Source organism: Streptosporangium sp. NPDC023615 (assembly GCF_040640155.1).
Lineage (GTDB): Bacteria > Actinomycetota > Actinomycetes > Streptosporangiales > Streptosporangiaceae > Streptosporangium.
Genome location: NZ_JBFABE010000015.1, coordinates 1 through 23,724, shown reverse-complemented (window position 1 = coordinate 23,724; position 23,724 = coordinate 1). Strand labels below are relative to the sequence as shown.

Here is a 23,724-nt window from a genome sequence, read left to right as displayed (position 1 = left end):
GGCCTGTCGCGTCCGTCCCTCACCCGGCCGTCCCGGCCCGTGTTGCGCGCGGAGACGATGTCTCCGTCCTTCGCGCAGCGCTCTCCGTCCACCCTCGCTCGGTTCCGCCCACCACCTCGGCGGCCACCAGACAGCTGAATCCGCCGCCACCCCAACCTCGCCAAGTCCCACCTTCGCCATGCCGGTCACTTCGTTGAACGGCGATCGGACCGCTGAGGATCTGTTTGAGCACCTCCACGCGTTCGACGCGGGCGACAGGCGCCTCATCTCCGGCGTCCGGATCGCCGAGCTCGTCACTCTGGACGAAGACGACGTTGCGCTCTCTGCTCGCAGCGGGGTTCACGCCAGGTCCGGGGCGTGCCGCGCCCGGGTCCGGCGGAGGGACGTCAGCCGGCAGGCCATGACCGCGACACCTGCTCCTGACGTCACTGCCAGCAGCAGCGTGAGTGCGGGGTAGAGGTAGGCCGCCTGCGGCCAGGAGATGTCCCGGCCCCGGTAGAGCAGGCTCACCAGGCGGTGGAGTTCGACGAGCAGGGCCGGCGGCAGCAGGTACGGCAGAAGCCGGGCGGCGCTTTGCCAGGCGGGACGGTGGTCGGCCGCCCAGCGGCGGGCCCGACCGACTCCGCGCGCACCCAGCGACGCGGCGCCGAGCACGAGAACCAGCGTCGCCAGGTCGATCCAGACCAGCGGCGTGGCGGGGCGCGACGGGGCGCGTCCCTCGATGAGGTCGACGAGGCGCGCGCCGATGGCCTGGGCATCACGGTGCAGTGCTCCGGTGTTGGCCATGACGGCGACGCCGTACCCGCTGCCGGGCATGACGGCCTGGTAGGCGGTGAACGTCATCATGTCGCCGTCGTGCTCGATCAGCGGCGTTCCGGACGGGCTGGTGCCGGCCTGCCACCCCAGGCCGTAGCCGTCCGCGGACGGCCGGTGCATCTCGGCGACCGCGGCGGCGGAGACGACCGATGCGCCGTCCGCTCCGCGTCCTTCGTTGTTGTGGGCGATGAGCCAGGCCGCCATGTCGCGGGCGGTGCTGAGGACCGCGCCGGACCCGGCGCCGAAGGCCGGTGGTTCGGGCAGGGCGAGCGCGGTGCCGGCGACCACGAGGTGGCCGCGGCTGCTGGGGGGCAGTTCGTCGGCGGTGTCGACGGTCCGGCTGTCCGCCATGCCGAGTGGCCCGAACACGTGCCGGCGCAGGTAGTCGTCGAACGGCCGGCCGCCTACGACCTCCACCAGGCGTGCGGCCACCTGGTAGTTGGGATTGTGGTACTCGAACCGGCTGCCCGGCTCCGCGGCCAGGTGGGCGGTGCGCATGGCGGCGACCGCCTCACGCAGGGTGCGCACCGGTGGAGCGCTGAACGACGGGTTCGTCCGATCCGACAGGCCGGAGGTGTGGTTGAGCAGCTGCCGCACGGTGATCCGTCCGGCGCGCCCGTCCGCCGGCGTGAACTCCGGCAGGTAGGTGCCCACGGGGGCGTCCAGTCGGATGCGGCCTGCGTCGACCAGCTGTAGCAGGGCCAGCGCCGTCATGGACTTGCTGACCGACGCCACGGCCATCACCGTGCGATCCGTGACGGCTCCGCCCTGCCCGGTTCGCCCGTAGCCCGCGGCATGGATCACGGTACGACCCCGCGTCACCGCGACCGCGACACCCGGCACGCCGGTCGCCTCCCGGTAGGACCGGACCGCCGCGTCGATCGTGGCCGGGGCGACGTGCGGGGCCGGGGCGACGGGAGCGGCCGGGGTGGCGAGGACCAGGGCGGTCAGCATTCGGATCAGCATCGCGCCAGCCTGCGCGGCGGCCGGCCGCGGGCGCATCGGACCACCGTCCGATGCGCCCGCGAGGTGGACGCCGCTACGGTGACATCCGTGCTGATCCCTCGCCGTGCCCTGCTCGCGGCCGACGTGCTGCTCGCCGTCGCCGTGACGGGCGCCGCGGTGCTGCGGACGCCGGCGTCCGGCCTGGCGGTATGGGCGCTGTCGGGGATCGTCGGCCTGCCGCTCGCGGCACGGCGCAGGTGGCCGGCGCCCGTCCTGATGATCGTGGCGGCGGCCGCGGCCGCGGCGGTGCTCACCGGGGTGGGAGCGGAGGTGACGGCGTGGGCCGTCGCCGTCGCGCTGTACCCGGTCGCACTCACCTCGGCGCGGGCCGCGGCCCGGGGTCTGTCCGTCGCACTGGCGGCGATCCTGGTTCCCGGGCTCACCGACGCCGCCACGAACCGGCTGCCTCTCATCCCCGCCGCACGGGGGGAGGAGTCGTTCAGCACCGCTCCAGCTCTGGTGAGCACGGTCGGCGTCGTCGTCCTGGCGGGCTCGTGGTCACTGGCCTGGGTGGTGCGGACGCGCCGCCGGCACGCCGCCGAACTCGCCGAGCTGCGCACCGCCCAGGCCGTCACCGAGGAACGGCTGCGTCTCGCCCGGGACGTCCACGACGTCGTCGGACACAACCTCAGCCTCATCGCCATGAACGCCGCCGTGGCGCGACACCTGGGCACCGAGCAGGACGCCGCCCTGCGCACCATCGAACAGGTCAGCCGCGGCGCCTTGGAGGACGTCCGGACCGTGCTGGGCGGACTGCGCCACGAATCCCCGCCCGGCGACGGTGAGGACGACGCACCCGATCTGGCCCTTGTGGGGGCGCTGATCGATGCCACCCGGGCTGCCGGCGTGGACGTCACGGTGGACCGGCCGGACCAGCCGGATCTGTCGGCCGTGCCGGCCGCCGTGCAGACGTCCGCCTACCGCATCCTGCAGGAAGCTCTCACCAACGTGCGCCGGCACGCCGATGCCCGGCACTGCCACGTCACCGTCACGGCGATGCCGCACGCCCTCGTGCTGAGCGTGGTCGACGACGGCACCGCCGTCCGAAGCGGCCCGGCGAGCGGATACGGACTGGTGGGCATGCGGGAACGGGTCGGCCTGCACCGCGGCACGCTCACCGCCGGCCCCGAACCGACCGGCGGATTCGCCGTGCGGGCCACTCTCCCCTTCCCGGCATGACCGGCGATGCGCTCCGCGTCCTGCTCGCAGACGACGAACCGCTCTACCGGGCCACCGTGCGCCGCCTGCTCGACGCCGACCCTGGCATCACCGTCGTCGCCGAAGCCGGCACCGGACGCGAGGCCGTGGCCCTCGCCGCCGACCTCTGTCCCGACCTCGTCCTCATGGACGTCCGCATGCCCGACGTCGACGGCATCACGGCGACCGCACAGCTCACCGCCGGCCCGCACCCGCCCCGGGTCCTCATCCTGACCACCTTCGACCTGGACGACCACGTCTACCGGGCGCTGCACGCCGGCGCCGGCGGTTTCCTCCTCAAGGACACCACACCTCCGCGGCTGCTCGACGCGATCCACACGGTCGCCGCCGGTGAGGCGCTGCTCGCCCCCACCGTCACCCGCCGGCTCATCGCCGCCTTCACCGATCGAGCGACCGCCACCCGATCGCTCGACGGCGTGACACCCCGCGAACGAGAAGTCCTCACGCTGATCACCCACGGCCTGTCCAACAGCGAGATCCAGGCCACCCTGCACATCAGCCGGGCGACCCTCAAGACTCACATCGGCCGGCTGCTGACCAAACTCGACGCCCGTGACCGCGCCCAACTCGTCATCACCGGTTACCGAGCGGGTCTCGCCGAGGAACCACCGCTGAGCGGGTAACCACGGGTTGCCGAGGATCACGGACGTCCTGTCACCGGCGCCCGGTGTCCGGCGAACGGCGGCGGCCAGAAGCCGAGGTTGTGGCCGGCGGCGTAGTCGACGGGCCCGACCGCGTCCGGCTCCAGGGACTGGGTGTGCGGCACGCGCGCGGCGGCGTCGAAGCGCTCCCAGCGGGGCAGCCCCGCGCCGTTGGGGTCGCCGGTGCGGGCGAACCCGGTCCAGTAGGCGGTCATCTGGTCCGACAGCCTCCGCTGGGCCGGGCTCAGCGTGACGTTCCGCTCCGGGAACAGGTACGGCAGGTCGCCCGCGTGGTAGGCGCCGAACGGGAAGTCCGTCCCCAGCGGCAGGAACATCGGGGCCCGCCGGTCGGCGAACCGGTAGGCGTAGACCGGGGCCCTGGCGGCCAGCAGCCTGTTCTGCTCGAAGGTCGCGCGGGCCCACATCCGGTCGGTGACCACCGCGGCCCAGGCCAGCGAGGGCGAACCGTACCTCCGGGGCGGGTACTCGGCGGCCACCTTCGCCGCGTCCGCGCCGAACGCGCCGCGCAGCAGCTCGCGGTACGAGGCGGCGGTGACGGGCTTGCCGGCCAGGTCGTGCGTCATGGCGACGAAGATCCGGTGCTCGTCGCGGGTGGCGCCGGAGATCACCGGCACCGGGTGCCCGCGGCCGGCCCGCAGCTCGGCCGAGGGCGACCGCGGCAGCGTCTCGTTGCCGTACGCGTAGGACTGGAACATGTTCATGATCTGCGGGACCTCGAGGACGGTCCTCACCGGAAGCGCGCGCAGGCAGCGCAGGTCCGAGCAGCCGAGCTTGCCGGCCGCGTACCGGCCCATCTCCTCGACCTGGGCGGTGGGGAGCCAGGCGTAGTCCGGCCGGCCGGGCACGCCCTCGCCCATGCTCCCGGGAAGCATGTCCATCATCGTCTCGCCGCTCTGCATGACGGCCCGGTCGAACAGGCCCTTCGCCCCCGGCGAGGTCAGGTGCCCGCCGATGCTCATCGCACCCCACGAGACGCCGAACACGGTCACGTTCCGCGGGTCGCCGCCGAACGCGGCGGCGTTGCGGCGCACCCACCCCAGGGCGGCCTGCTGGTCCTGGAGCCCGTACGTCCCCGACCCGGCCAGCCCCGGGTAGCCGAACCCGCCGAACACCCCGAGCCGGTAGTTGATCGTGACGACCACCACGTCCCCCCGGGTGGCCAGGCGGCGCACGTCGGTGAGGTCCCCGGAGCCGAGGGCGCCGTCCCCGTGGATCCACACCATGACCGGCCTGCCGGTCCTCGGGGCGCGCGGCACGGTCACGTTGAGGAACAGGCAGTCCTCCTCGTCGCTGGTCACCTTCGCGTAGTCCGCGCCGACCTGGGGGCACCTGGCGCCGGGCCGGGTGGCGTCCCGCGTCCCGGTCCAGCGGGCGGCCGGGCGGGGGGAGCTCCAGCGCAGCTCGCCGACGGGCGGGGCCGCGTACGGGATGCCGTTGAAGATCCTGTGCTCGCCGGTCACCGTGCCGCGCACGGCTCCCGTCTCGGTCCGTACGACGCGCGGATCGCCCGCGCCGGTCGTCCGTGGCGGCTCTTCCTGTGCGGCCGCCGCGCACGCCGTCCCGAGGACGGCCGTCGCCACCAGGGCGCTCATCGATTTCGCTCGCATGTCCCCCACGCTGTCAAGCTCCGGAGCGGGCATGCAGATCCATCGATACGCAGTGCCACGGGACAAATGTCCCGGCCCGTGGCACGGCACGGTGTACGCCGCCCCGGCGGGCGGTCAGAGGATCGCCAGCGGGTTGATCGGGCTGCCGGTGCCTCCCTCGATCCGCAGGGGGGCGGCGACGAAGACGAAGCTCCCGCCGCTCCCGCCGCTCCCGCCGCTCCCGCCGCTCCCGCCGCTCCCGCCGCTCCCGCGGCCCCCGCCGCCCTCGTCGTCCCCGCCACGCCCGCCGCCCTCGCCGTTCCCGCGCTCGCGGGCGGCGCACGCGGCGGCCAGTTCCTCCAGCGAGAGCATCTCGGCCAGGTGGATGCCGTGCCGCCAGAGCAGGATCAGGTGCAGGTCGTCCTCCAGGCTCTCGTCGGCGAGCTGGCGGGCGTTGAGCCCGCCGATGGCGGCGTTGTCGGAGGCGACCACGGCCACGTCGCGGGCGGCGAGCCACCGCCCGGCGTCCGCGGACAACCCCGGCTGGCCCGCCCAGTACTCCTCCGGCGAGGACTCCCAGACCAGCGGCCAGCCCGTACGGACGACGGCCACGTCCCCCGGCCGCACGTCGTCGTGGATCTCCGCCAGCAGTTCGCCCGGGACGCGGAAGTCCACCGGGAGGCTGTCCAGGCCCAGGTGCCGGGGGACGTCGAAGAGCACCCCGCGCGCGACCACCCCCCCGGCGGTCTCGATGCCGCAGCGGGCGGCGCCGTAGGACCTGACCCTGGCGGCCGGGTGCCCGTTGTAGAGCTCCTCCCCCGCCCACATGTGGCAGAGCGCGTCCATGTGGGTGGTGGTGCCGTGGTGGGTGACCACGAGCGCGTCGTCGGCCATCCGCAGACCGGCACCGACCGGGCGGGCACCGGCCGCGTAGTCGCCGCCGTCGACCGACATGAAGTGCTGCGGCAGCGGGCGGCCCCGCAGGTGCGGGACCGTCGTGGGGGCGGGTGAGGAGGTGGCCCCCCTGATCGGCATGGCCAGGCTGATCACCTGGCCGGTGGACGCGGAGGACAGGGCGGCCAGGACCGTGGCCGGGGTCAGCAGGTTGAGGGTCCCGCGCTGGTCTCCTGGGCCGAAGCGGCCCCAGTTGTTAGGCTCGGCTACCAAGCAAGTGCTCACTTTCGAAGGTGCGGGGCGGCTGATGACGGCAGAGGAAGCGACGCGGAGCGGCGTGCAGACCCACGGGCACTGCGACCCCCGGTTCTCGCGGGTACGTGAGGTGTTCGACGGGCACTTCGCCGACGGCGAGGAGCTGGGCGCGGCGTTCGCGGTCTTCGTGGACGGCGAACCGGTCGTCGACCTGTGGGGCGGGACCGCCGACCGCAGGAGCGGGCGCCCGTGGGAGCGCGACACCCCCGTGCTGGCGTACTCGTGCACGAAGGCGGTGACCGCGACGGTGGCGCTGGCGCTGGCCGAACGCGGCCTGCTCGACGTCAGCGCGCCGGTCGCGGACGTGTGGCCGGAGTTCGCCCGTCATGGCAAGGACCGCGTCACCGTCGAGCACCTGCTCACCCATCAGGCGGGGCTGCCCGCGATCGAGGAGCCGGTCCCGGTGGAGGAGTTCGAGGACCAGGCCGCCATCGCGGACCGGCTGGCCGGGCAGGCCCCGATCTGGGAGCCCGGGACCGCGCACGGCTACCACGCGCTGACGTACGGGTTCCTGGTCGGCGAGGTGATCCGCAGGGTGGCCGGCAGGTCCGTGGCCGAGATCGTCGCCGCCGAGATCGCGGGCCCGTCCGGCCTGGACCTCTGGGTGGGGGCCGACGGCGACGTGGCCGAGCGGGCGGCACGCCTCTCCGCCGGGGATCGAAGGCCCCCCGCGGACGGCGACGCGGCGGCCCCGGTGGCTCCGGACGCGCCCGCCGGAGGGGCGCCGGCCGGCGACGTGGCGGGCGGCGACGTGGCGGGCGGCGACGTGGCGGGCGGCGACGTGGCGGGCGGTGAGCCCGCGGACGGGAGACCGGCCGGCGGGGAGCAGGCAGGCGAGGACCCGCTCCTCAGGATGGCCAGGGCGTCGGCGGACAGGAACAGCCTGATGAACCGGGCGCTGGGGAACCCTCCGATCCATCTGCTGCCGGGCGGCGCCAACCACCCGGTCGTCCTGCGTGCCGGCTGGCCCGCGATGGGCGCCGTCACCACCGCCCGCGGCCTGGCGGGCTTCTACCGCGACCTGGTCGCCGGGCGGATCGTCCGTCCCGGGACGCTGCGGGAGGGGACGCGCAGGAGGGTGAACGGCCCCGACCGGGTGCTGTTCGTCGACAGCTCCTTCGGCCTGGGGTACATGCGCCCGGCGCTGACCTTCCTCACTCCCCCCGCGGGCGCGGAGACCGCGTTCGGCCACACCGGCATGGGCGGGTCGCTGGGGCTCGGCGACGCCGAGCACGGCCTGGGCATGGCGTACACGATGAACAGGATGGCCGGCGCCGTCTCGGGCGGACTGCGCGGCTACCGCCTGGCCGAGGCCGTCTACGCGTCGCTCTCCCCGGACCGTCCGGCACGCTGAGCCCGCCGGGAGCGACCACGCCGGAGAGGAGAACGCCGGAGGGGACCACCTCCGGAAGAAGCACGCCGGGGAGAAGCGCATCCGGAACGGCCGCGCCCGCGGGGGCCGCAGCGGAGAGGGCCGCTCCCGGGGGGCGGTCAATGCATCGTGACGCCGCCGCTGACCGACAGGACCTGGCCCGTGACGTAGGCGGCCCTGTCGGTGCAGAGGTAGGCGACCAGTCCGGCGACGTCCTCGGGGGTGCCGAGGCGGCGCAGCGGGATGCCCCTGGCGATCCTGTCGACCAGGCCGGGCCTCTCCGCGTCCACGCGGCGGAGCATCGGGGTGTCGGTGGGACCCGGGCAGACCACGTTGGAGGTGACGTTCCCCCGGGCCGCCTCCCTGGCGAGGGTCTTGGCCAGGCCGAACAGGCCGGCCTTGGTCGCGGCGTACGCGCCCTCGCCGCCGGAACCGGCCCGCGCGCCGTCGGAGGAGACGAAGACCAGCCGCCCCCAGCCGCGTTCCGTCATCCCGGGCAGCAGGAGGCGGGTGAGCAGCATCGGGGCGCGCAGGTTGACCCGCCACATCAGCTCCCACCCCTCGGGGTCGCCGGTGACGAACGGCTCGACGATCGACACCCCGGCGTTGTTGACCAGGATGTCCACCGGCCCGGCCCGGCCGCAGAACTCCTCGACGGCGGCCGGGTCGGCCAGGTCGACCTCCAGGGACGTGGCGGGCGCCCTCCGCTCGCGGGGCGTCCCCGATCCGGCTCCGGTCCCGGCCCCCGTCCCCAGGCCGAGCGACGCGCCGTTCAGCTCGTCGGCGACCGTCGCGGCCCCCGGCCCGTCGACGTCGGCGACGACGACGCGCGCGCCGAGCGCGGACAGGTCGCGGCAGACCGCCGCGCCGATCGCCCCGGCCCCTCCGGTCACCACCGCCGTGCGGCCGTCCAGCCGCAGGCCCTCCATCATGTCCAGACCTTCGCGATCCCGGCGGCGGTCACCCGCGCGGCCAGCAGGCTCACGGTGTGCCGCAGCACGGCCCGCGCGTAGTCCTCCGGCACCCCGGCGACGGCGTCGGTCACCACCGCCACCCGGTAGCCGAGGTTGACGGCCTCCAGGGCGAGTCCCGGGATGCCGAGGTTGAGGGAGAAGCCCACGGCCACGACGGTCGAGACGCCGAGCGAGCGCAGCGTCATGTCCAGCGAGGTCCCGGTGAACGGTGAGAAGCCGTGGTGGCGGCGCGACTCCAGGTCGCCGGGATCCAGCAGGGCGGGCAGCACCTCGACGGCTCCGGTGCCCTCCAGCATGTGCGCGGGGTTCTTGAGCAGGGCGGTGACGAAGGGGCTGTTCGCGGTGTGCGACCCGGCCCGGTCGGCGCGGAACGCGGCGGTGCAGTGGATCACCGGCACCCCGGCCGCCCGGGCGGCGGCCAGGACCACGGCGGCGTTGTCCACCACGCCGTTGCGAGCCGCCACCTCCACCAGGTCGGGGAACGTCGCGAGGTCCCCCGCGACGCCGCGCTGCATCTCCATCACCAGCACCGCGCTGTGCCCCGGCGCGGCGAGGACTCCCAGATCGACCGGCATACGACCTCCACCGCCGCGAACACCCCGGGACCGGCGCCCGGACCGGGTTCCGGGCCGGGCTCCGGCCGGATTTTGAGCCGAGCGCTTGCTTGGTATGCTCCCGGAGCCTAACACGCGTCCCTCGCGGCCATCGAGCACGATCCCGCGGTCGTCGTCCGACGAACCTGACCGATCGTGACAACCAACCGCATGGGTGAGACCGTCGAACAAGTCGACGGCACTCGGAGGGGGGCTGGATGGTTCCGGAGTACCGCGAGGTTCGGGAACTCGGCGTGGGCGGGGGCGGGCGCGTGGTGCTGGCCACGTACGCCCCCACCGGGGCCTACGTGGCCATCAAGTATTTCGGCGCGGTCCTCAAGGAGGACCCCGGGTTCCTGGCGCGCTTCCGGGCGGAGGCGCGCGTCCTGGTGGAGCTGCGGGACCCGAACCTGGTGCGGCTTCACGAGTACTACGAGGACGTGCTCGAAGCCGCGATCGTGATGGAACTGGTCGACGGCGTGGCGCTCCGCCGGATCCTGGAGGAGCACGGCACCACCAGCCCGGAGGCGGCGCTGGCCGTGCTCAAGGGCTCGCTGCTCGGCCTGGCCGCCGCGCACGACGCCGGGATCCTGCACCGCGACCTCAGACCGGAGAACGTGCTGGTCCAGGCCGACGGGGGCAGCAAGCTGGCCGACCTCGGCGTCGCCGGCGGCGACCCCGCCCACCTGGCGCCCGAGGTGCGGCGGGGCGCTCCGGCGAGTGCGGCGGCCGACCTCCACGCGGCCACGCGCGTGTTCTTCGAGTGCCTCACCGGCCGCGGACCGGGAGGGAACGGCCCTTCCGCCCTTCCGCCCGGGAGCCTCGCGCCGCCCGTCCCGGTCGAGGAGGTGCCCAGCTCGGTACGCGCCCTGGTCACCCGCGGCATGGCCGGCGACCCGGCGGACCGGCCGCGGGACGCGCGGGAGTTCCTCCGGGAACTCGAGACCTCCGCGACGGCGGCGTACGGGCCGGAGTGGGAGCAGCGCGGGCGGCGGCATCTCGCCGAGCTGGCCACGCTGCTGGCGCTGGCGTTCCCGCTGGCCAGGACCGCGGCGGAGGCGGGCACGCCGGGCACGAGAACCCCCTTCGGCCGGGCGGGCCGGACGGCCGGAGCGGGCAGGACCGGCAGGGTGGGCAGGGGCGACGCGGCGTGGCGCCCCCGCCTGGGCCCCAGGACGCTCGCCGGGCTGGGAGTGATCACCGTCGCGATGACCGCCGGCGTGATCGCGGGCAACCGGCCGCAGGACCGGCTCTCGGCGGACACGATCTTCACCCCGCCGCCCGGGTCGGCGGTGATCGAGGAGACGCCGGCACGGCGGCGGAACCGGACGGCGGCGCCCGCGGGACCGGCGGAGCCGTCCACGCGGCTCTCGCCGAGCCTGGCCGCCGAACGGGGCTCGCCGTCCTCGCGGGGCACCTCCCCCCGCCACCTCCCCCCGCTCCCCTCCGAGATCCCGGCGCGGCCCCGGACGACGGCCCCCACACCGACCGGCCCGCAGCCCCGGCCCCCGGAGCCGACGGGCTCGCGGACGCCTCCCGCCCGCCCGGCCCCCACGGCGCACGGTACGCCGACCCCCACGGGGTCGCCCACCGGGCCCGAGGGGTCGCCGAAGCCCGGGCACACGGTCGGCGACCTGTCGATCCCGCAGATCGGCGCCCGCGGGGCCACGGTCCGCCTGCGCGCCTCCACCCCGGGGAACGTCACGGTCACCGTCGTCCTCGCCGAGGGACCCTCCCCCGGCGGCCTCGTCCAGGCGCCCCCGCACACCGTCGTGCTCGCCGGGTCCACGTCCTACGCGCACACCGTCCCGTACGACTTCGCCGCCCCGGCCTGCGAGGAGACCGTCTACCGCCGGGTCACGGTCTCCACCGTGCCCGCCGCCCCCGGCGGCGCGTTCAGCCGCACCCAGGAGGTCCGCGGCGGGCCGTGCGAGCTCTCGCCGGGCCCCGGCACCGGCGACGCCCTCGGCCCCGACGCCGGCCCCGACCCCGGCCCCGGCGCCGACCTGGACGCGGATCTGGACGCGGGCCTCGACGCGGGCCTGGACGCGGGCCTCGACATCGGCGCCGACCCCGGCGCCGATCCCGGCGGGCCCGGGGAGCCGGAGCCGCCCGCCGACGAGCCCTACTCCCGGGGAGCGGCCGAGAGCGACATCTCGTGAGGCGACCGGGAGGCGGCACCTTGTGAGGTAACCAAGCGTGCGCTAGCTTGGCGATCGATGACCAGATCGACGATCGGAGCACCGGCGGGACCGGCGGCCACCCCGGCGACCGGGCCCGTCGCCACGCCCGTCACCGCCCCCGAGCCCGTCGCCCCGCTCGGACCCGCCGCCGTCCCCGAGCCGGTCACCGTCCCCGACCCCGCCGCCGCGCCCGTCGCCACGCCCGATCTCGTCGCCCCGCTCGGACCCGTCGTCGCGTCCGACGAGTCCCACGCCTGCCGGGACGCCCGCCGGTGTGGCGAACCGGCCGTCCGGCGCTGCGCGGCCTGCGGCCGGCTGACGCGTCCGCCCGTCGCGGGGTGCCCGGACTGCGGCGCCGAGCCGCCCCACGAGCCCGTCTCCGGGGACGGCACCGTGCACACCTTCACCGTCGTGCACCGCTCGTTCGTCCCCGCCTTCCAGGGACGGGAGCCGTACGTGCTGGCCTGGATCGACCTTCCCGAGGGGGGCCGGGCGTTCGGGCGGATCGTGGGGTGCCCGCCGGACCTGGTGCGGATCGGCATGCCGGTCCGCGTGACCTTCGTCGACGACCTGCCCCAGTGGAGGCCAGCGTGAGCGAGCTCGGCAACGTACTGATCCCCGTGGACGACCTGGACGGGGCCATCGCCTTCTACGCGGGGACGCTCGGCCTGGCCGTCAGGTTCCGCGACGGCGACCGGTTCGCGGCCCTGGACGGCGGCGGGGCCACCGTCGCGCTGGTGGCGGCCGAGGAGCGGGTGGCGGGCGAGGTCACCGCCCCCTCCTACCGGGTGGACGACGTGGCACGGTCCGCGCGGGAGCTGACCGAGGCCGGGGCCGAACTCCTGCGGGGGCCCGAGACCGGACCGCACGAGGTCAGGGCCGTGCTGCGCGACCCTTCGGGAAACGCCTTCGTCCTGTACGCGCCACGCTGACCCCCTCTCCCCCTCAGGCCGCCGACCTTCTCCCCCGCCCCGTCCCCCGCCCCCTCCCCTCACCCGTCCCGCACCCGCTCACCCCTCGCTCGCCCACCCCCTCGCTCCGAACGGAGGCCAGAGATGGCGCGTCCGACCCCGGCAGGCACCCCGTACGGCAACTACGCCCACGCAGTCCTCACCGCCAACGCCAGGCGCACCCCCGACCGGGTCGCGCTGACCTACTGCGGAGAGCGGAACCTCACCTACGCCGAGCTCGACCGGCTCGTCAACCGGCGGGCCCACGCGCTCGCGGAGGCCGGGGTGGAGCCCGGCCGGCGGGTGGCCGCGCTGCTCAACGAGACGCTGCACGTGGCCGAGGTCTACCTGGCCGCGGCGAAGCTCGGCGCCGTGACGGCGGCGCTGAACCCGTACTGGCCGGCCGACACGCTGGCGGCGGTCGTCGCGCGGTCCGGCGCCACCTCGTTCGTGTACGACTCCACGGTGGAGGGGGCCGTCGCCGAGATCCGGCCCCGGCTGCCGGAGGTCGCCCGCTGGATCAAGATCGGCGGCCCCGGCCGGAGCGCCGAGGCCGCCGGGGACACCGGGAGCGAAGGGGGCGCAGGAAACACAGGGAACGCCGGGGACGGCGGGGACGGCGGGAAAACCGTGGATCTCGACGCGCTCACCGCCGGCGCCCCGGAGGACGAGCCCGCCCTGGGCGGTTCGTGGGACGACCCGCTCGCGTTGTACTACACCTCGGGCACCACGGGCCTGCCCAAGGCGGTCGTGCACACCCACGCCTCGTCGCTGGCCACCGCGCAGATCTGGCTGGACGTGCCGCGTACCGAGGGCTCGGTGCTCGGCACCGGGGCGATCATCTGGGGCATCGGCTTCCCCGCCCTGGTCGGCCCCGCGCTGTACGCGGGCATGCGGCTGGTGCTGGAACAGGACTGGGGCCCGGCGAACTTCCTGCGGGTGGTCCCCCGCGAAAGGGTCACCCACGTCTCGCAGATCCCGTCCTTCTACGCGGCGCTGCTGGGTTCCGACGACCACGCCGGCGCCGACCTGTCGTCGCTGCGGGTCATCATGCTGGGCGGTGAACCGCTCCCGGCGGCCCTGCTGGGCAGGATGAGGGAGCGGCTGCCGGAGGCGGGCGTCTACTGCTACTACGGCCAGACCGAGGCTCCCTACACCTGCTTCGGCCGGGTGGACGACGGCACCACCCCGCTCGGATCCTCCGGCCGCGCGCGTACCGGCAACGCCGTGCGCGTCACCGGCCCCTCCGGTGACCGGCTGGTCGGCGAGGTGGGCGAGATCAACCTCGCCGGGCCGCACCGGATGGCCGGATACGACGGCCTGCCGGAAAGGACCGCCGAGGTGCTCCGCGGCGAGTGGTACGTCGGCGGCGACCTGGGCGTCCTGTCGGAGGACGGCGACCTCACCGTGCTCGGCCGCCGGGAGGACTCCATCCTCAAGGGCGGTCTCTGGTCGCAGCCCTCGGCGATCGAGGAGGCCGCGGTGGCGCTGGACGGCGTCGCCGAGGCCGGGGCGGTCGGCGTTCCCGCCCAGGCCGAGGGGCGGGAGGCGACCGAGCAGGAGGTGCTGCTCGCGGTGGTGGCCAGGGCGGGCCACACGCTCGACCCCGCCAAGATCACCCTCGCCCTGACCGAGACGCTCCCGGCCCACCGGCGCCCCGACCGCGTCGTCGTGGTCGACGACCTCCCGCACTTCCAGGACGCCTCCGGCGGACCGGGCAAGCTGCTCAGGCGGGAGATCCGGGAGAGGTACGGGAACCGGACGGAGGAGGCGTGACCGTCCACCGGGACGGACCCGCCGACCCCGCCGACCCCGCCGACACCGCTGACACCGTCGGTCCCGCCGGCCCGCCGGGGGGCGGGCGGGCCGCGCGGTTCGCCGAGCACGAGGTCAAGGCGCTGCTGCGGGAACGTGGCATCGCGGTGCCGCGGGGCGTGACGGCCGCCTCCCCCGCCGAGGTCGCCGCGGTGGCGTCCGGGCTGACCCCTCCCTTGGTTCTCAAGGCCCACGGCCCGGGCCTGACGCACAAGTCGGACGCCGGGGCGGTACGGCTGGGGCTGGCCGGGCCGGCCGAGGCGGCGCGGGCGGCCACCGCGATGTCGGCCGTCCTGGCCGGGCGGGGACTGTGTCCCGAGGGCTTCCTGGTCGAGGAGCAGGCCGCCCCGGGGGTCGAGCTGATCGTGGGCGTGGTGCGCGACCCGTCCTTCGGCCCCGTCCTGCTCGCCGGGCTGGGCGGGATCTGGACCGAGGTCATGGGCGACACCGCGCTCCGCCTGTGCCCGGTCTCCGGGACCGACGCCCGGCGGATGCTGGCCTCCCTGCGCGCCGCCCCGCTGCTCCACGGCCACCGGGGCCGGCCGGCCGTGGACGTCGAGGCCCTGATCGGGCTGCTGCTCGCGATCGGCGGGGCCGGAGGGTTGTGGGAGGGGCTGGAGCTGGGCGAGTTCGAGCTCAACCCGGTGATCGCCTCCGAGGAGGGGGTGATCGCGGTGGACGCGCGCTACCTGCCCGCCGCGCCCCTCCCGGCCGGCACCACCGGCTCCGCGGATTCCCCGGGCCCGGCGGACGTCGCCCGCGCGACGGGTGCGAACGGCTCGGCCGGCACCACCGGCCGACGGGGCCCGGCGCAGGACTTCACCGCGCTGTTCGAACCCCGGGCGGTGGCCGTGGTGGGAGCGTCCGCGAGCAGGCCGAACTTCGGGAACATGTTCCTGGGGTTCTACCGGGCCACCGGCGTGCCGCTGGTCGCGGTGCATCCGGAGGCGAGCGAGATCGACGGGGTGCCCGCGGTGCCGTCCCTGGCGGGTGCGGGCGTCGACTACGCGCTGGTCGCCGTACCGGCCGACCGCTGCGCGGAGGTCGTACGCCAGGCCGGCGGCGTCCCGTTCGTCCAGGTGATGAGCGGCGGATTCGGCGAGGCCGGGGCGTCCGGGCTGGAGGCCGAACTGGTCGGCGCGGCGCGGGAGGCCGGGACCCGGCTGCTCGGCCCGAACTGCATGGGCGTCTACAGCCCGCGCGGCGGCCAGACCTTCATCGGCGGCGAACCGGGGCCGCCGGGGCACGTGGCGCTGATCTCGCAGAGCGGCGGCCTGGCCGGGGAGGTGATCAGGGTGGGCGAGCGGCGCGGGCTGGCGTTCAGCCGCGTGGCCACCGTCGGCAACTCCGCCGACGTGACCCCGGCGGAACTGCTGGGCTGGCTGGGCGCCGACGACCAGACCTCGGTCGTCGGCATGTACCTGGAGGACCCCCGCGACGGCCGCGCCCTCTTCGAGTCCCTGCTCCCGCTGCGGGGGCGTCTCCCGGTGGTCCTGCTGGCCGGCGGCAGGAGCGGTCAGGGCCGCCGCGCCGCCGCCTCCCACACCGGCGGCATGGTCGGTGACGGCCGCGTCTGGCAGGCCCTGGCCGACCAGACCGGTGCCGTCCTGGTCGGCAGCCAGGACGACCTGATCGGCACCCTGTGCTTCTTCCAGTCCCACGCCTCCCGGATCGTCCCGCCCCGGACCGGCCCGGCCCGGCCGGGGCGGGACGATCCGGGAGGCGTGCTGGTGATCGGCCCGAGCGGCGGGGCGAGCGTGCTGGCCGCCGACGCCCTCGACGCGGCCGGGCTGTCGCTGGCCGAGCTGCCGGACGGGGCGCGGAAGGCGCTCGCCGCCCTGGGGGCGGGAGCTCCCGGCACCTCCCCGGCCAACCCGCTGGAGATCCCGGTGGGCCCGCGCGGCCGTCCCGGCCTGGTCGGCGAGGCCGTCGCGGCGGTCCTGGCGTACCTGCCCTGTCCCGACGTCGTGGCGCACGTGAACGTGCAGAGCTTCTTCACCTTCGGGACCTCCGCCGACCCCCTCCGCGCGTACGCGCGGGCCCTGGCCCGGGCACAGCGGGACCTTCCCGGGACCAGGATCACCCTGGTCACCAGGAACGGCGACTGCGCGCCGCCGGGGGTGGAGGACGAGGTCCGCGCGATCGTCTCCGAGGCGGGGATCCCCGTCTACCGCTCGATGGAGGCGGCCGCCGTGGCCGTCGCCGCCGCCGCACGCTTCACCCGAGGAGCTTGAGATGGGTCTTCTGGACGGCAAGGTCGCCCTGGTCACCGGCGGCGCCAGGGGGATGGGCGAGTCCCACGTGCGGCTTTTCCTCCAGGAGGGGGCGCGGGTCGTCTTCGGCGACGTGCTCGACGAGGAGGGGGAGGCGCTCGCCGGGGAGACCGGGGCGATCTTCGTCCGTCAGGACGTGACCCGGCCCGGGGACTGGGAACGCGCGGTCACGGCCACGGTCGAGGCGTACGGGAAGCTCGACGTCCTGGTCAACAACGCCGGGATCATGAAATATCGCCGGATCGCGGATATGACGATGGAGGAGTACGAGCGCATCCTGGACGTCAACCTCAAGGGCACCTGGCTGGGCGTCAAGTCCGTCATCGAGCCCATGAGGGCCGCGGGCCGGGGCTCGATCGTGAACATCTCCTCGGTCGAGGGCTTCATCGCCGCCGAGGGCATGTCCGCCTACGCGGCCTCCAAGTTCGGGGTGCGCGGGGTGACCAAGGCCGCGGCCCGCGAGCTGGCCCGGTTCAAGATCCGGGTGAACTCCGTCCATCCGGGCGCCATCGCCACCTCCATGGTGCTGGATCCGGAGATCACCTCCGAGGTGGACGGCGAGGCGTTCCTGAGGTCAATGGTCATCAAACGTTTCGCCAAACCGGTCGAGGTCTCCCACGTGGTCGCCTTCCTGGCCTCGGACCGGGCGAGCTACTGCACGGGCAGCGAGTTCACCGTGGACGGCGGCATGCTGACCGGCGCGGGCTACTGACCGATCCTCCCCCACGGGCCCCCGCCCCGTCCCCGCCTCGCCCCCTCCCCCGCCCTGCCCCTGTCCCCGCCCCTGCCCTCGCCCCCGTCTCCCTTCGGGCGACCGCGCGGCCACGGCCGGTACGAGAGGGTGACGCCCTGCACATAGTGTGGACATACCGGCCATATGTAGCCATACGGCGATCCATCCGACGAAGCCGGCGTGAGGTCCCGATGGACGAGGTGGCACCGATCACCCGGAGGTATCGGCAGGCGACGGATCTGCCGTCCGAGGTGACCAGTTTCGTGGGACGTCGGCATGAGATCGCCGAGGTCCGGCGACTGCTGTCCACGGCCCACGTGGTGACCCTCGTCGGCCCCGGCGGCGTCGGCAAGACCCGTCTGGCCCTGCACGTCGCCGCCGACGTCGAACGCGCCTTCCCCGACGGGGTGTGGCTGGTCGAGCTGGCCGGGCTGCGGGACCCGGAACTGCTCACCGGATCGGTGAACGAGGTCCTGGGCATCAGGGACGTCTCCCACCGGCCCCCCGCCGAGGTGCTCGCCGGCCACCTGCGGAACAAGCGGGCGCTGCTGATCCTGGACAACTGCGAGCACCTGATCCGCGACTGCGCCGTGCTGGCGGCGGACCTGGTGCGCTCCGCCCCGGACCTGCGCATCCTCGCCACCAGCCGGCAGGCCCTGGGCATCGCCGGCGAGCAGACGCTGCCCGTGCCGACGCTGTCGCTGCCCCCGGCCCCGCCGGGCTCGGACCGCCCCGCGCCGCCCGCGGCACCGCCGGTCCCGTCGGAGGCGGTACGGCTGTTCACCGAGCGGGCCGCCTCGGTCGTCCCGGGATTCACGGTCACCGATGAGAACCGGTCCGACGTGGAACGCATCTGCCGCCGGCTGGACGGCATCCCGCTCGCGATCGAGCTGGCGGCCGTGCGACTGCGGGCCCTGTCCCCCGGCGAGCTGCTGGCCCGCCTGGACGACCGCTTCCGGCTGCTGACCGGTGGTTCCCCGGCGGCGCTGCCCCGCCAGCAGACGCTCCGCGCCCTGATCGACTGGAGCCATGACCTGTGCACCGAGCAGGAGCGGCTGCTGTGGGCGCGCATGTCGGTGTTCACCGACGGCCTGGACCTCCAGGCGGCCGAGGCGGTCTGCTCGGGGGACGGCATCGACCGGGAGGAGGTGATCGACCTGGTGATCGGGCTGGTGGGGAAGTCCATCCTGATCCGCGAGGACCATCCCGGCACGCCCCAGGTCGCCCGCTACCGGCTGCTGGAGACCATCAGGCAGTACGGCCGGGAGCGCCTCGTGGCCTCGGGACAGGAGAACGAGCTGCGGCGGCGGCACCGCGACCACTACCGGCGGCTCGCGGCGCGGGCGTACGAGGACCTGTTCGGTCCCGGCCAGGTGGCCCGGTTCGGCCGGCTGAAGCTCGACCACGCCAACCTGCGCACCGCGCTGGAGTACTGCTTCTCCGAGCCCGGCGGGGTTCCCGAGGCCCTGGACATGGCCGCCGGCCTGCTCTACCACTGGGTCACGAGCCACTACCTCGACGAGGGACGCCGCTGGCTGGAACGGGGCCTGCTCACCGGGGCCGGGTCCGACGGGACCAGGGGCCGGGCCCTGTGGTCCGGTGCCTGGCTGGCCGTCATCCAGGCCGACATGGACGCCGCCACGGCGCTGCTGGAGGAGGCCCGGACGATCGGCCGGCGGCCGGGGCAGGAGGCGATCCTCGGCTACGTCGCCCTCTGGTCGGGGATGATCGCGATGTCCCGGGGGGACGCCGGCACCGCGATCGGGCTCTACGAGGAGGCGGCCGAGCGTCATCGCGCGGAGAACGACCCGACCGGTCTCGCCGCGACGCTCATCCGGCTCTGCCTGGCCCACTCCTTCCGGGAGGACTGGCCGAGCTCGATCTCCGCCGGGGAGAGGTGCCTGGCGCTCTGCGACGCCCACGGGGAGGGCTGGCACCGGGCGTACGCCATGATGGCGCTCGGCGTCGGGGTCTGGCGGCAGGGTGACGCGCGGCGCGCGGCCGAGCTGGAGAGGGAGAGCCTGAGGTTCAACCGCTCGCTCGACGACCTGCTCGGCACCGGCGTCAACCTGGAGGTGCTGGCCTGGATCGCCGCCGCCGAGGGCGAGCACGTCCGCGCGGCCAGGCTGCTGGGGGTCCTGCAGAGGATCTGGCAGACGCTCGGCGCGCCGATGTCCGGATACGGGCATCTGATGCGCTACCACGACGAGTGCGAGGCCACCTCACGCGCAGCCCTGGGCGACCCCGCCTTCGAGGCGGCGGTCCGGCACGGCGGGAGGATGACCTGTGAGGAGACGGTCGCCATCGCCCTGGGCGAGTGCGGGCGCCCCGGCGACCTCGCGGCCGCGCCCGCGCCGTCCCCGCTGACCCGCAGGGAGATGGAGATCGCCCAGCTCGTCGCCCAGGGGCTGAGCAACAAGGACATCGCGACCGCGCTGACCATCGCCCGGCGCACCGCGGAGGGGCATGTGGAGCACATCATGACCAAGCTCGGCTTCCACTCACGCGCCCAGATCGCGGTCTGGACCGGCGATCGCAACCGGGCCGGCGACCATGCCGGGGAGAGCGACAGGGACGGCGACCGGGACGACGGCGGCGACCGGGGCACGCGGCCGGCCGCGTGACAGGCACGGGCGGGCGGGTTCAGCCTCGCGCGGGCTGCGCGGTCAGCTCGAACCAGACGGTCTTGCCCGTGCCGGTGCGGGCGCTGCCCCAGCAGCAGGAGAGCAGTTCGAGCAGGTACATCCCGCGTCCCCGCTCGTCCTCGTCGCGGGCCTGGCACACCCGGGGAAGGGAGGGGTCGGCGTCCTCGACCTCGCCGCGCAGCATGCCGTTCGTGAAGAACAGGGCGAGCCGGATGGCTCCTCCCGAGTGGCGCAGCGCGTTGGTGACCAGCTCGCTGACGAGCAGTTCGGCCACCTGGACGTGCTCGTGCAGTCCCCAGCCCTCCAGGCAGTCACGGGTCATGTGGCGGGCCCGGGGCACGGAGGAGGAGTCGGGGGCGAACAGGTGCCAGCGCTCGCGGACGGGCGACCGGTCGGGGCAGGGGGTCGTGGAGGGCCGCCCGATGGACATCGGTGAGACGGCCTGCGGGCGCGGCTCCGACGGTGTCACGGGCTCCGCGCCGTCGCAGGCGCACGAGGTGCCGGAGACGCCGGTGAAACCGGGCGACCCCTCGGCCTCGGCCCCCCCGGCGGCCGCGGGGGACCCCACGGTGCCGAACGCGTCGGCGGCCGCGGGGGATCCGGCGACGAGCACGTCGGTGATCCGGGACGACCCGGTCGCGCCGGACGAGCCGACGAGCGCGGGGAACTCGGCGGCGAGCGCCTCGGTGACGCGGGACGACCCGGTCGTGCCGTGTGCGTCACCGGTCCTGGGGGATTCGGTGGTGACGGGTACGTCGACGCGTACCGGGCCGCTCATGCCGCCCGTCCCAGTGCGTCGCGGTGGACGGGGATGCCGTGAACGGGGACGCTGCTCCCGTCCGGCAGGAGTGCTCCGGTGTCGTCGAAGACCACGACACCGTTGCAGAGCAGGCCCCAGCCCTGTTCCGGGTGGAAGGCCACCAGGTGGGCGGCGTCGTGATCGGGGGCGCTGGCGAGGGGACATCGAGGCTGGTGCTGACACATGGCTCGTACCTTCGATCCTTCTCTGGTTGCAGGAGCCCTTGGCTGTATGACCACCATCTCGTACAGATGATTCCTACACAGGGGGACAAATACCTATGGCACTACCCATATACCCCAAACAAGGATGAAAGCCTCAGAGAACATCAGGTTAACCGATACCTCCCGAGGGCGGAGGCCCGGCGCGGCCGGGCGCGGAGCTTTTTGGTAGATCTTTTGCCTGGGAGGTTTGATGTTGGAAAGCCGGAAAAAGGCGTTGACGTCGCCGTTTGCCCGACCCTGTAACAGTAGGTGACTTGACGCGTACTTTAACGTGTCGTGAATCATCCTTTTGTCCGGGTAACCTCCCTCGTCACGGAAGACATCCGGTCAATGGCGCCGCCACACGCGTCCCATCGTCCCCTCGATGGGTCAGCGTGAACGTGCCGTCGTCCAACCTCGTCTCCCGGTGGCCGGGTCGCAGGGCGGAGCGACCAGGACGTACGGCCGCCGGGGGTCCCCCTGATGCCTCACATGATCCCTGAGATGCAGAAGTTCATCGAGCTGCTCGAGAGTCAGCTCGGTTACTCCGAGAAGAGCGGCGGCTACACCAAGTTCGGTAGCTGGTACGGCAAGACCGTCGAGTTCGACGCCGACTACACCTCCGCGCCGTGGTGCGACATGTACCTGTCGTGGGCGGCCAAGCAGCTCGGCTACGAGGACTGGGTGGGCCAGTTCGCCTACACCGTCCACCACGCGAAGTGGTTCCGGCAGCAGGAGGCCTGGGGCACCACCCCCAAGCCAGGCGCCATCGTCTTCTTCGACTGGGGCGGGTCCGGCAGCATCGACCGCATCGACCACGTCGGGATCGTCACCGCGGTCGCGGGCGGCAGGATCCACACGATCGAGGGCAACATCGACGGCGGGGTCGCCAAGCGCAAGCAGCGCGAGACCGACAAGGTCGTCGGCTACGGGTACCCGGAGAAGATCAAGGCCCGGCTGGACCGGGAGGCCGAACAGCAGCAGACGATCCTCAACCCCGCCACCATCAACGGCCCGGTCGGTCCCACCACCGACCTGCCCGGGATCATCAGCACCCCCGCCCCCGCCCGGACCTCCACGGGTTCCGGCACGACCAAGGCGCCCCCCAAGCACGCCAGGCAGCCCGCCGAGCAGGCCCGGAAGCAGACCCCCCGGGCCGAGGAAAGCCCCGCCGCCAAGAAGGCCGACACCGCCAAGGCGCCGCGGAGCGAGCGGGAGACCGAGGCCGCCGCCCAGGCCCCGGCCGCCGCCGGCCGCGGCGCGCCGGGCAAGCACGCCAAGGCGTCCACCGCCGACACCAGCGCGCTCGCGACCGCACCCGCCGCCGCGGCCCGCGACTACACCGGGTACACCCCGGAGCTCGGCACCCCGGCGGTGCTCGCCCCGGTGCTGCTGGCCGCGGTCGCGATCCTCGCGCACACCAAGGCGAAGCAGTCGCGGCTGCGGTTCGCGGCGGCGGCCGGCGAACGCGCCGTGCCGGTCGCGCCCCCGCGCAGGTCCCCGGGCCGCAGGCGCGCCCCCGGCCGGCGCCGCATGCCGAGGAACGCCCCCGTCACGGCCCGCGCGGCCGAAAGGCCCCGGGAGATCGTCCCGGCGACCACGTCGTTCACCCCGGCCGTGGCGGCCGAGTTCCCCGCGGTCACGACCCCCGTCGACCTTCTGGAGGAGACCCGGGCACGGGCCCCGCACGACGGCCGTTCCCGGGTCCCCTACCAGGGCAGGCGCCGCCTGCACGAGCGGCCCGTGGTGGAGTCGTCCACCTTCGTCCAGGACGCTCCCCTGCGCGGCCGCCGTCATCGCCGGGCCGACTCCATGGTCACCACGACCATGGCGGCGGGCACCGGCAGGCCCGCCAGGCCCGCGGTGTCCACCACCTCCGCCGTGTCCGTCCCCGCGTTCCACAACCCCGCCACCCGTACGGGTCCGGGCGCGCCGCCGGTCGAGGGGGGCGACGTCCTGGTGCACAGCGGCTACCGGGGACGCCGCCGCGCGAGGGTCCCGGCCTAGCGGGTCCCGCCGGCGAGGTCCGGCCCGCCGGGGCTCGCCGGTGGCCCGACCGGCGGCCCGACCGGCGGCCCGACCGGGCGGCGCCCGGGAGCTGGTGCCGCCCCGGGGCCCGACGTGGCCGCCTCGGGTCCCGAGGCGCCTCAGGACCCGAGATGGCCGGCCGCGAAGGTCTCCAGGGCGGCCACGGCGTCGCGGCCACGCCTCCAGGGCCGGACGATCATCCGGTCCACCCCGAGCGCCTCCCAGCGCGGGACCTCCTCGGGGCCGGCGAGCCCGTAGGCGTGCGCGGTGATCGAGAAGGGCCGGTCGCCGGTGGCGCCGTACCCGGCGCGGAGCTCGGCGAGCCTGTCCAGGAGCGGGCGGATCGTCTCCGGCGAGTGCGGCATGCTGATCCAGCCGTCGCAGAGCCGGGCCGCCCGCCGCAGGGCCGCCTCCGACTCGCCCCCGGCCAGGATCGGCAGCCGTTCCTGGACGGGTTTGGGTTCGAAGGCGACCTCCGGGAAGTCGTAGAAGCGTCCCGTGTGCGCGACCACCGGATCGGACCAGAGCCTCCGGGTCACCTCGATGGCCTCGTCCAGGCGGGCCCCCCGGCCGGCGAAGTCCACCCCGGCCGCCACCCACTCCCCCTCGTACCATCCGGCGCCGACCCCGCAGACGGCGCGCCCGCCGGAGACCCGGTCC

Annotated in this window: 19 protein-coding genes; 11 read left to right on the top strand and 8 right to left on the bottom strand. The window is 74.7% G+C overall.

Annotated features, from left to right (window positions below):
- Positions 1-339 precede the first annotated feature (339 nt).
- A complete protein-coding gene (locus AB0G16_RS14225; protein WP_362803975.1) occupies positions 340-1,782 on the bottom strand; it encodes a serine hydrolase domain-containing protein in 1,443 nt (480 codons plus the stop codon).
- An 87-nt stretch (positions 1,783-1,869) separates the two neighbouring features.
- On the opposite strand from AB0G16_RS14225, the gene AB0G16_RS14220 reads away from it, so the two are divergent.
- Together AB0G16_RS14220 and AB0G16_RS14215 are read left to right on the top strand one after the other, a co-directional pair.
- Positions 1,870-3,000, top strand: a complete 1,131-nt coding sequence (locus tag AB0G16_RS14220; RefSeq protein ID WP_362803972.1) for a sensor histidine kinase — start codon at positions 1,870-1,872, stop codon at positions 2,998-3,000.
- Entirely contained in the window at positions 2,997-3,662 is a 666-nt protein-coding gene (locus tag AB0G16_RS14215) for a response regulator transcription factor (protein WP_362803969.1), read from the top strand. Before AB0G16_RS14220 ends, AB0G16_RS14215 begins: the two co-directional genes overlap by 4 nt.
- 17 nt (positions 3,663-3,679) lie before the next feature.
- On the opposite strand, the gene AB0G16_RS14210 is transcribed toward AB0G16_RS14215, so the two are convergent.
- Positions 3,680-5,308 (bottom strand): carboxylesterase family protein, encoded by a 1,629-nt coding sequence (locus AB0G16_RS14210; RefSeq protein WP_362803966.1) that lies wholly within the window; start codon positions 5,306-5,308, stop codon positions 3,680-3,682.
- A 114-nt stretch (positions 5,309-5,422) separates the two neighbouring features.
- Positions 5,423-6,454 (bottom strand): cyclase family protein, encoded by a 1,032-nt coding sequence (locus AB0G16_RS14205; protein WP_362803963.1) that lies wholly within the window; start codon positions 6,452-6,454, stop codon positions 5,423-5,425.
- A gap of 34 nt (positions 6,455-6,488) precedes the next feature.
- Between AB0G16_RS14205 and AB0G16_RS14200 the strand changes: the two genes are divergently transcribed.
- Positions 6,489-7,850, top strand: a complete 1,362-nt coding sequence (locus AB0G16_RS14200; RefSeq protein ID WP_362803960.1) for a serine hydrolase domain-containing protein — start codon at positions 6,489-6,491, stop codon at positions 7,848-7,850.
- A 137-nt stretch (positions 7,851-7,987) separates the two neighbouring features.
- On the opposite strand, the gene AB0G16_RS14195 is transcribed toward AB0G16_RS14200, so the two are convergent.
- Both AB0G16_RS14195 and AB0G16_RS14190 read right to left on the bottom strand, forming a co-directional pair.
- Entirely contained in the window at positions 7,988-8,797 is an 810-nt protein-coding gene (locus tag AB0G16_RS14195) for an SDR family NAD(P)-dependent oxidoreductase (protein ID WP_362804262.1), read from the bottom strand.
- On the bottom strand, positions 8,797-9,417 hold the full coding sequence (locus tag AB0G16_RS14190) for an isochorismatase family protein (RefSeq protein WP_362803957.1): 621 nt from the start codon (positions 9,415-9,417) through the stop codon (positions 8,797-8,799). The genes AB0G16_RS14195 and AB0G16_RS14190 overlap by 1 nt, the downstream gene beginning before the upstream one ends.
- Positions 9,418-9,653: 236 nt before the next feature.
- Here AB0G16_RS14190 and AB0G16_RS14185 point away from each other — a divergent pair, with 236 nt between their 5' ends.
- From AB0G16_RS14185 to AB0G16_RS14155, 7 genes are all read left to right on the top strand, one after another.
- Positions 9,654-11,597 (top strand): protein kinase, encoded by a 1,944-nt coding sequence (locus AB0G16_RS14185; RefSeq protein ID WP_362803954.1) that lies wholly within the window; start codon positions 9,654-9,656, stop codon positions 11,595-11,597.
- A gap of 57 nt (positions 11,598-11,654) precedes the next feature.
- Complete coding sequence (locus tag AB0G16_RS14180) at positions 11,655-12,212, top strand: OB-fold domain-containing protein (RefSeq protein ID WP_362803951.1); 558 nt, start codon at positions 11,655-11,657, stop codon at positions 12,210-12,212.
- A complete protein-coding gene (locus AB0G16_RS14175) occupies positions 12,209-12,550 on the top strand; it encodes a VOC family protein (RefSeq protein ID WP_362803948.1) in 342 nt (113 codons plus the stop codon). Before AB0G16_RS14180 ends, AB0G16_RS14175 begins: the two co-directional genes overlap by 4 nt.
- 123 nt (positions 12,551-12,673) lie before the next feature.
- Positions 12,674-14,344, top strand: a complete 1,671-nt coding sequence (locus AB0G16_RS14170; RefSeq protein ID WP_362803946.1) for a class I adenylate-forming enzyme family protein — start codon at positions 12,674-12,676, stop codon at positions 14,342-14,344.
- Positions 14,341-16,617 carry an acetate--CoA ligase family protein gene (locus AB0G16_RS14165; RefSeq protein WP_362803943.1) on the top strand — a complete coding sequence of 759 codons (2,277 nt, stop codon included), beginning with the start codon at positions 14,341-14,343 and terminating at the stop codon, positions 16,615-16,617. Before AB0G16_RS14170 ends, AB0G16_RS14165 begins: the two co-directional genes overlap by 4 nt.
- A 1-nt stretch (position 16,618) precedes the next feature.
- A complete protein-coding gene (locus AB0G16_RS14160) occupies positions 16,619-17,368 on the top strand; it encodes a glucose 1-dehydrogenase (protein ID WP_362803940.1) in 750 nt (249 codons plus the stop codon).
- A gap of 284 nt (positions 17,369-17,652) precedes the next feature.
- Positions 17,653-20,013, top strand: coding sequence for a LuxR C-terminal-related transcriptional regulator (locus AB0G16_RS14155; protein ID WP_362803938.1), 2,361 nt, complete (start codon positions 17,653-17,655; stop codon positions 20,011-20,013).
- Positions 20,014-20,032: 19 nt separating this feature from the next.
- Here the strand turns inward: AB0G16_RS14155 and AB0G16_RS14150 are convergent, their stop codons facing one another.
- Both AB0G16_RS14150 and AB0G16_RS14145 read right to left on the bottom strand, forming a co-directional pair.
- Complete coding sequence (locus AB0G16_RS14150) at positions 20,033-20,812, bottom strand: ATP-binding protein (protein ID WP_362803935.1); 780 nt, start codon at positions 20,810-20,812, stop codon at positions 20,033-20,035.
- Entirely contained in the window at positions 20,809-21,018 is a 210-nt protein-coding gene (locus tag AB0G16_RS14145) for a DUF5999 family protein (RefSeq protein ID WP_362803932.1), read from the bottom strand. The genes AB0G16_RS14150 and AB0G16_RS14145 overlap by 4 nt, the downstream gene beginning before the upstream one ends.
- 522 nt (positions 21,019-21,540) lie before the next feature.
- Between AB0G16_RS14145 and AB0G16_RS14140 the strand changes: the two genes are divergently transcribed.
- Positions 21,541-23,043, top strand: coding sequence for a CHAP domain-containing protein (locus AB0G16_RS14140; RefSeq protein ID WP_362803929.1), 1,503 nt, complete (start codon positions 21,541-21,543; stop codon positions 23,041-23,043).
- Between the two features lie 140 nt (positions 23,044-23,183).
- Here AB0G16_RS14140 and AB0G16_RS14135 read toward each other — a convergent pair.
- Positions 23,184-23,724: LLM class flavin-dependent oxidoreductase (locus AB0G16_RS14135; protein WP_362803926.1), on the bottom strand; the 541-nt coding region annotated here is incomplete at its 5' end.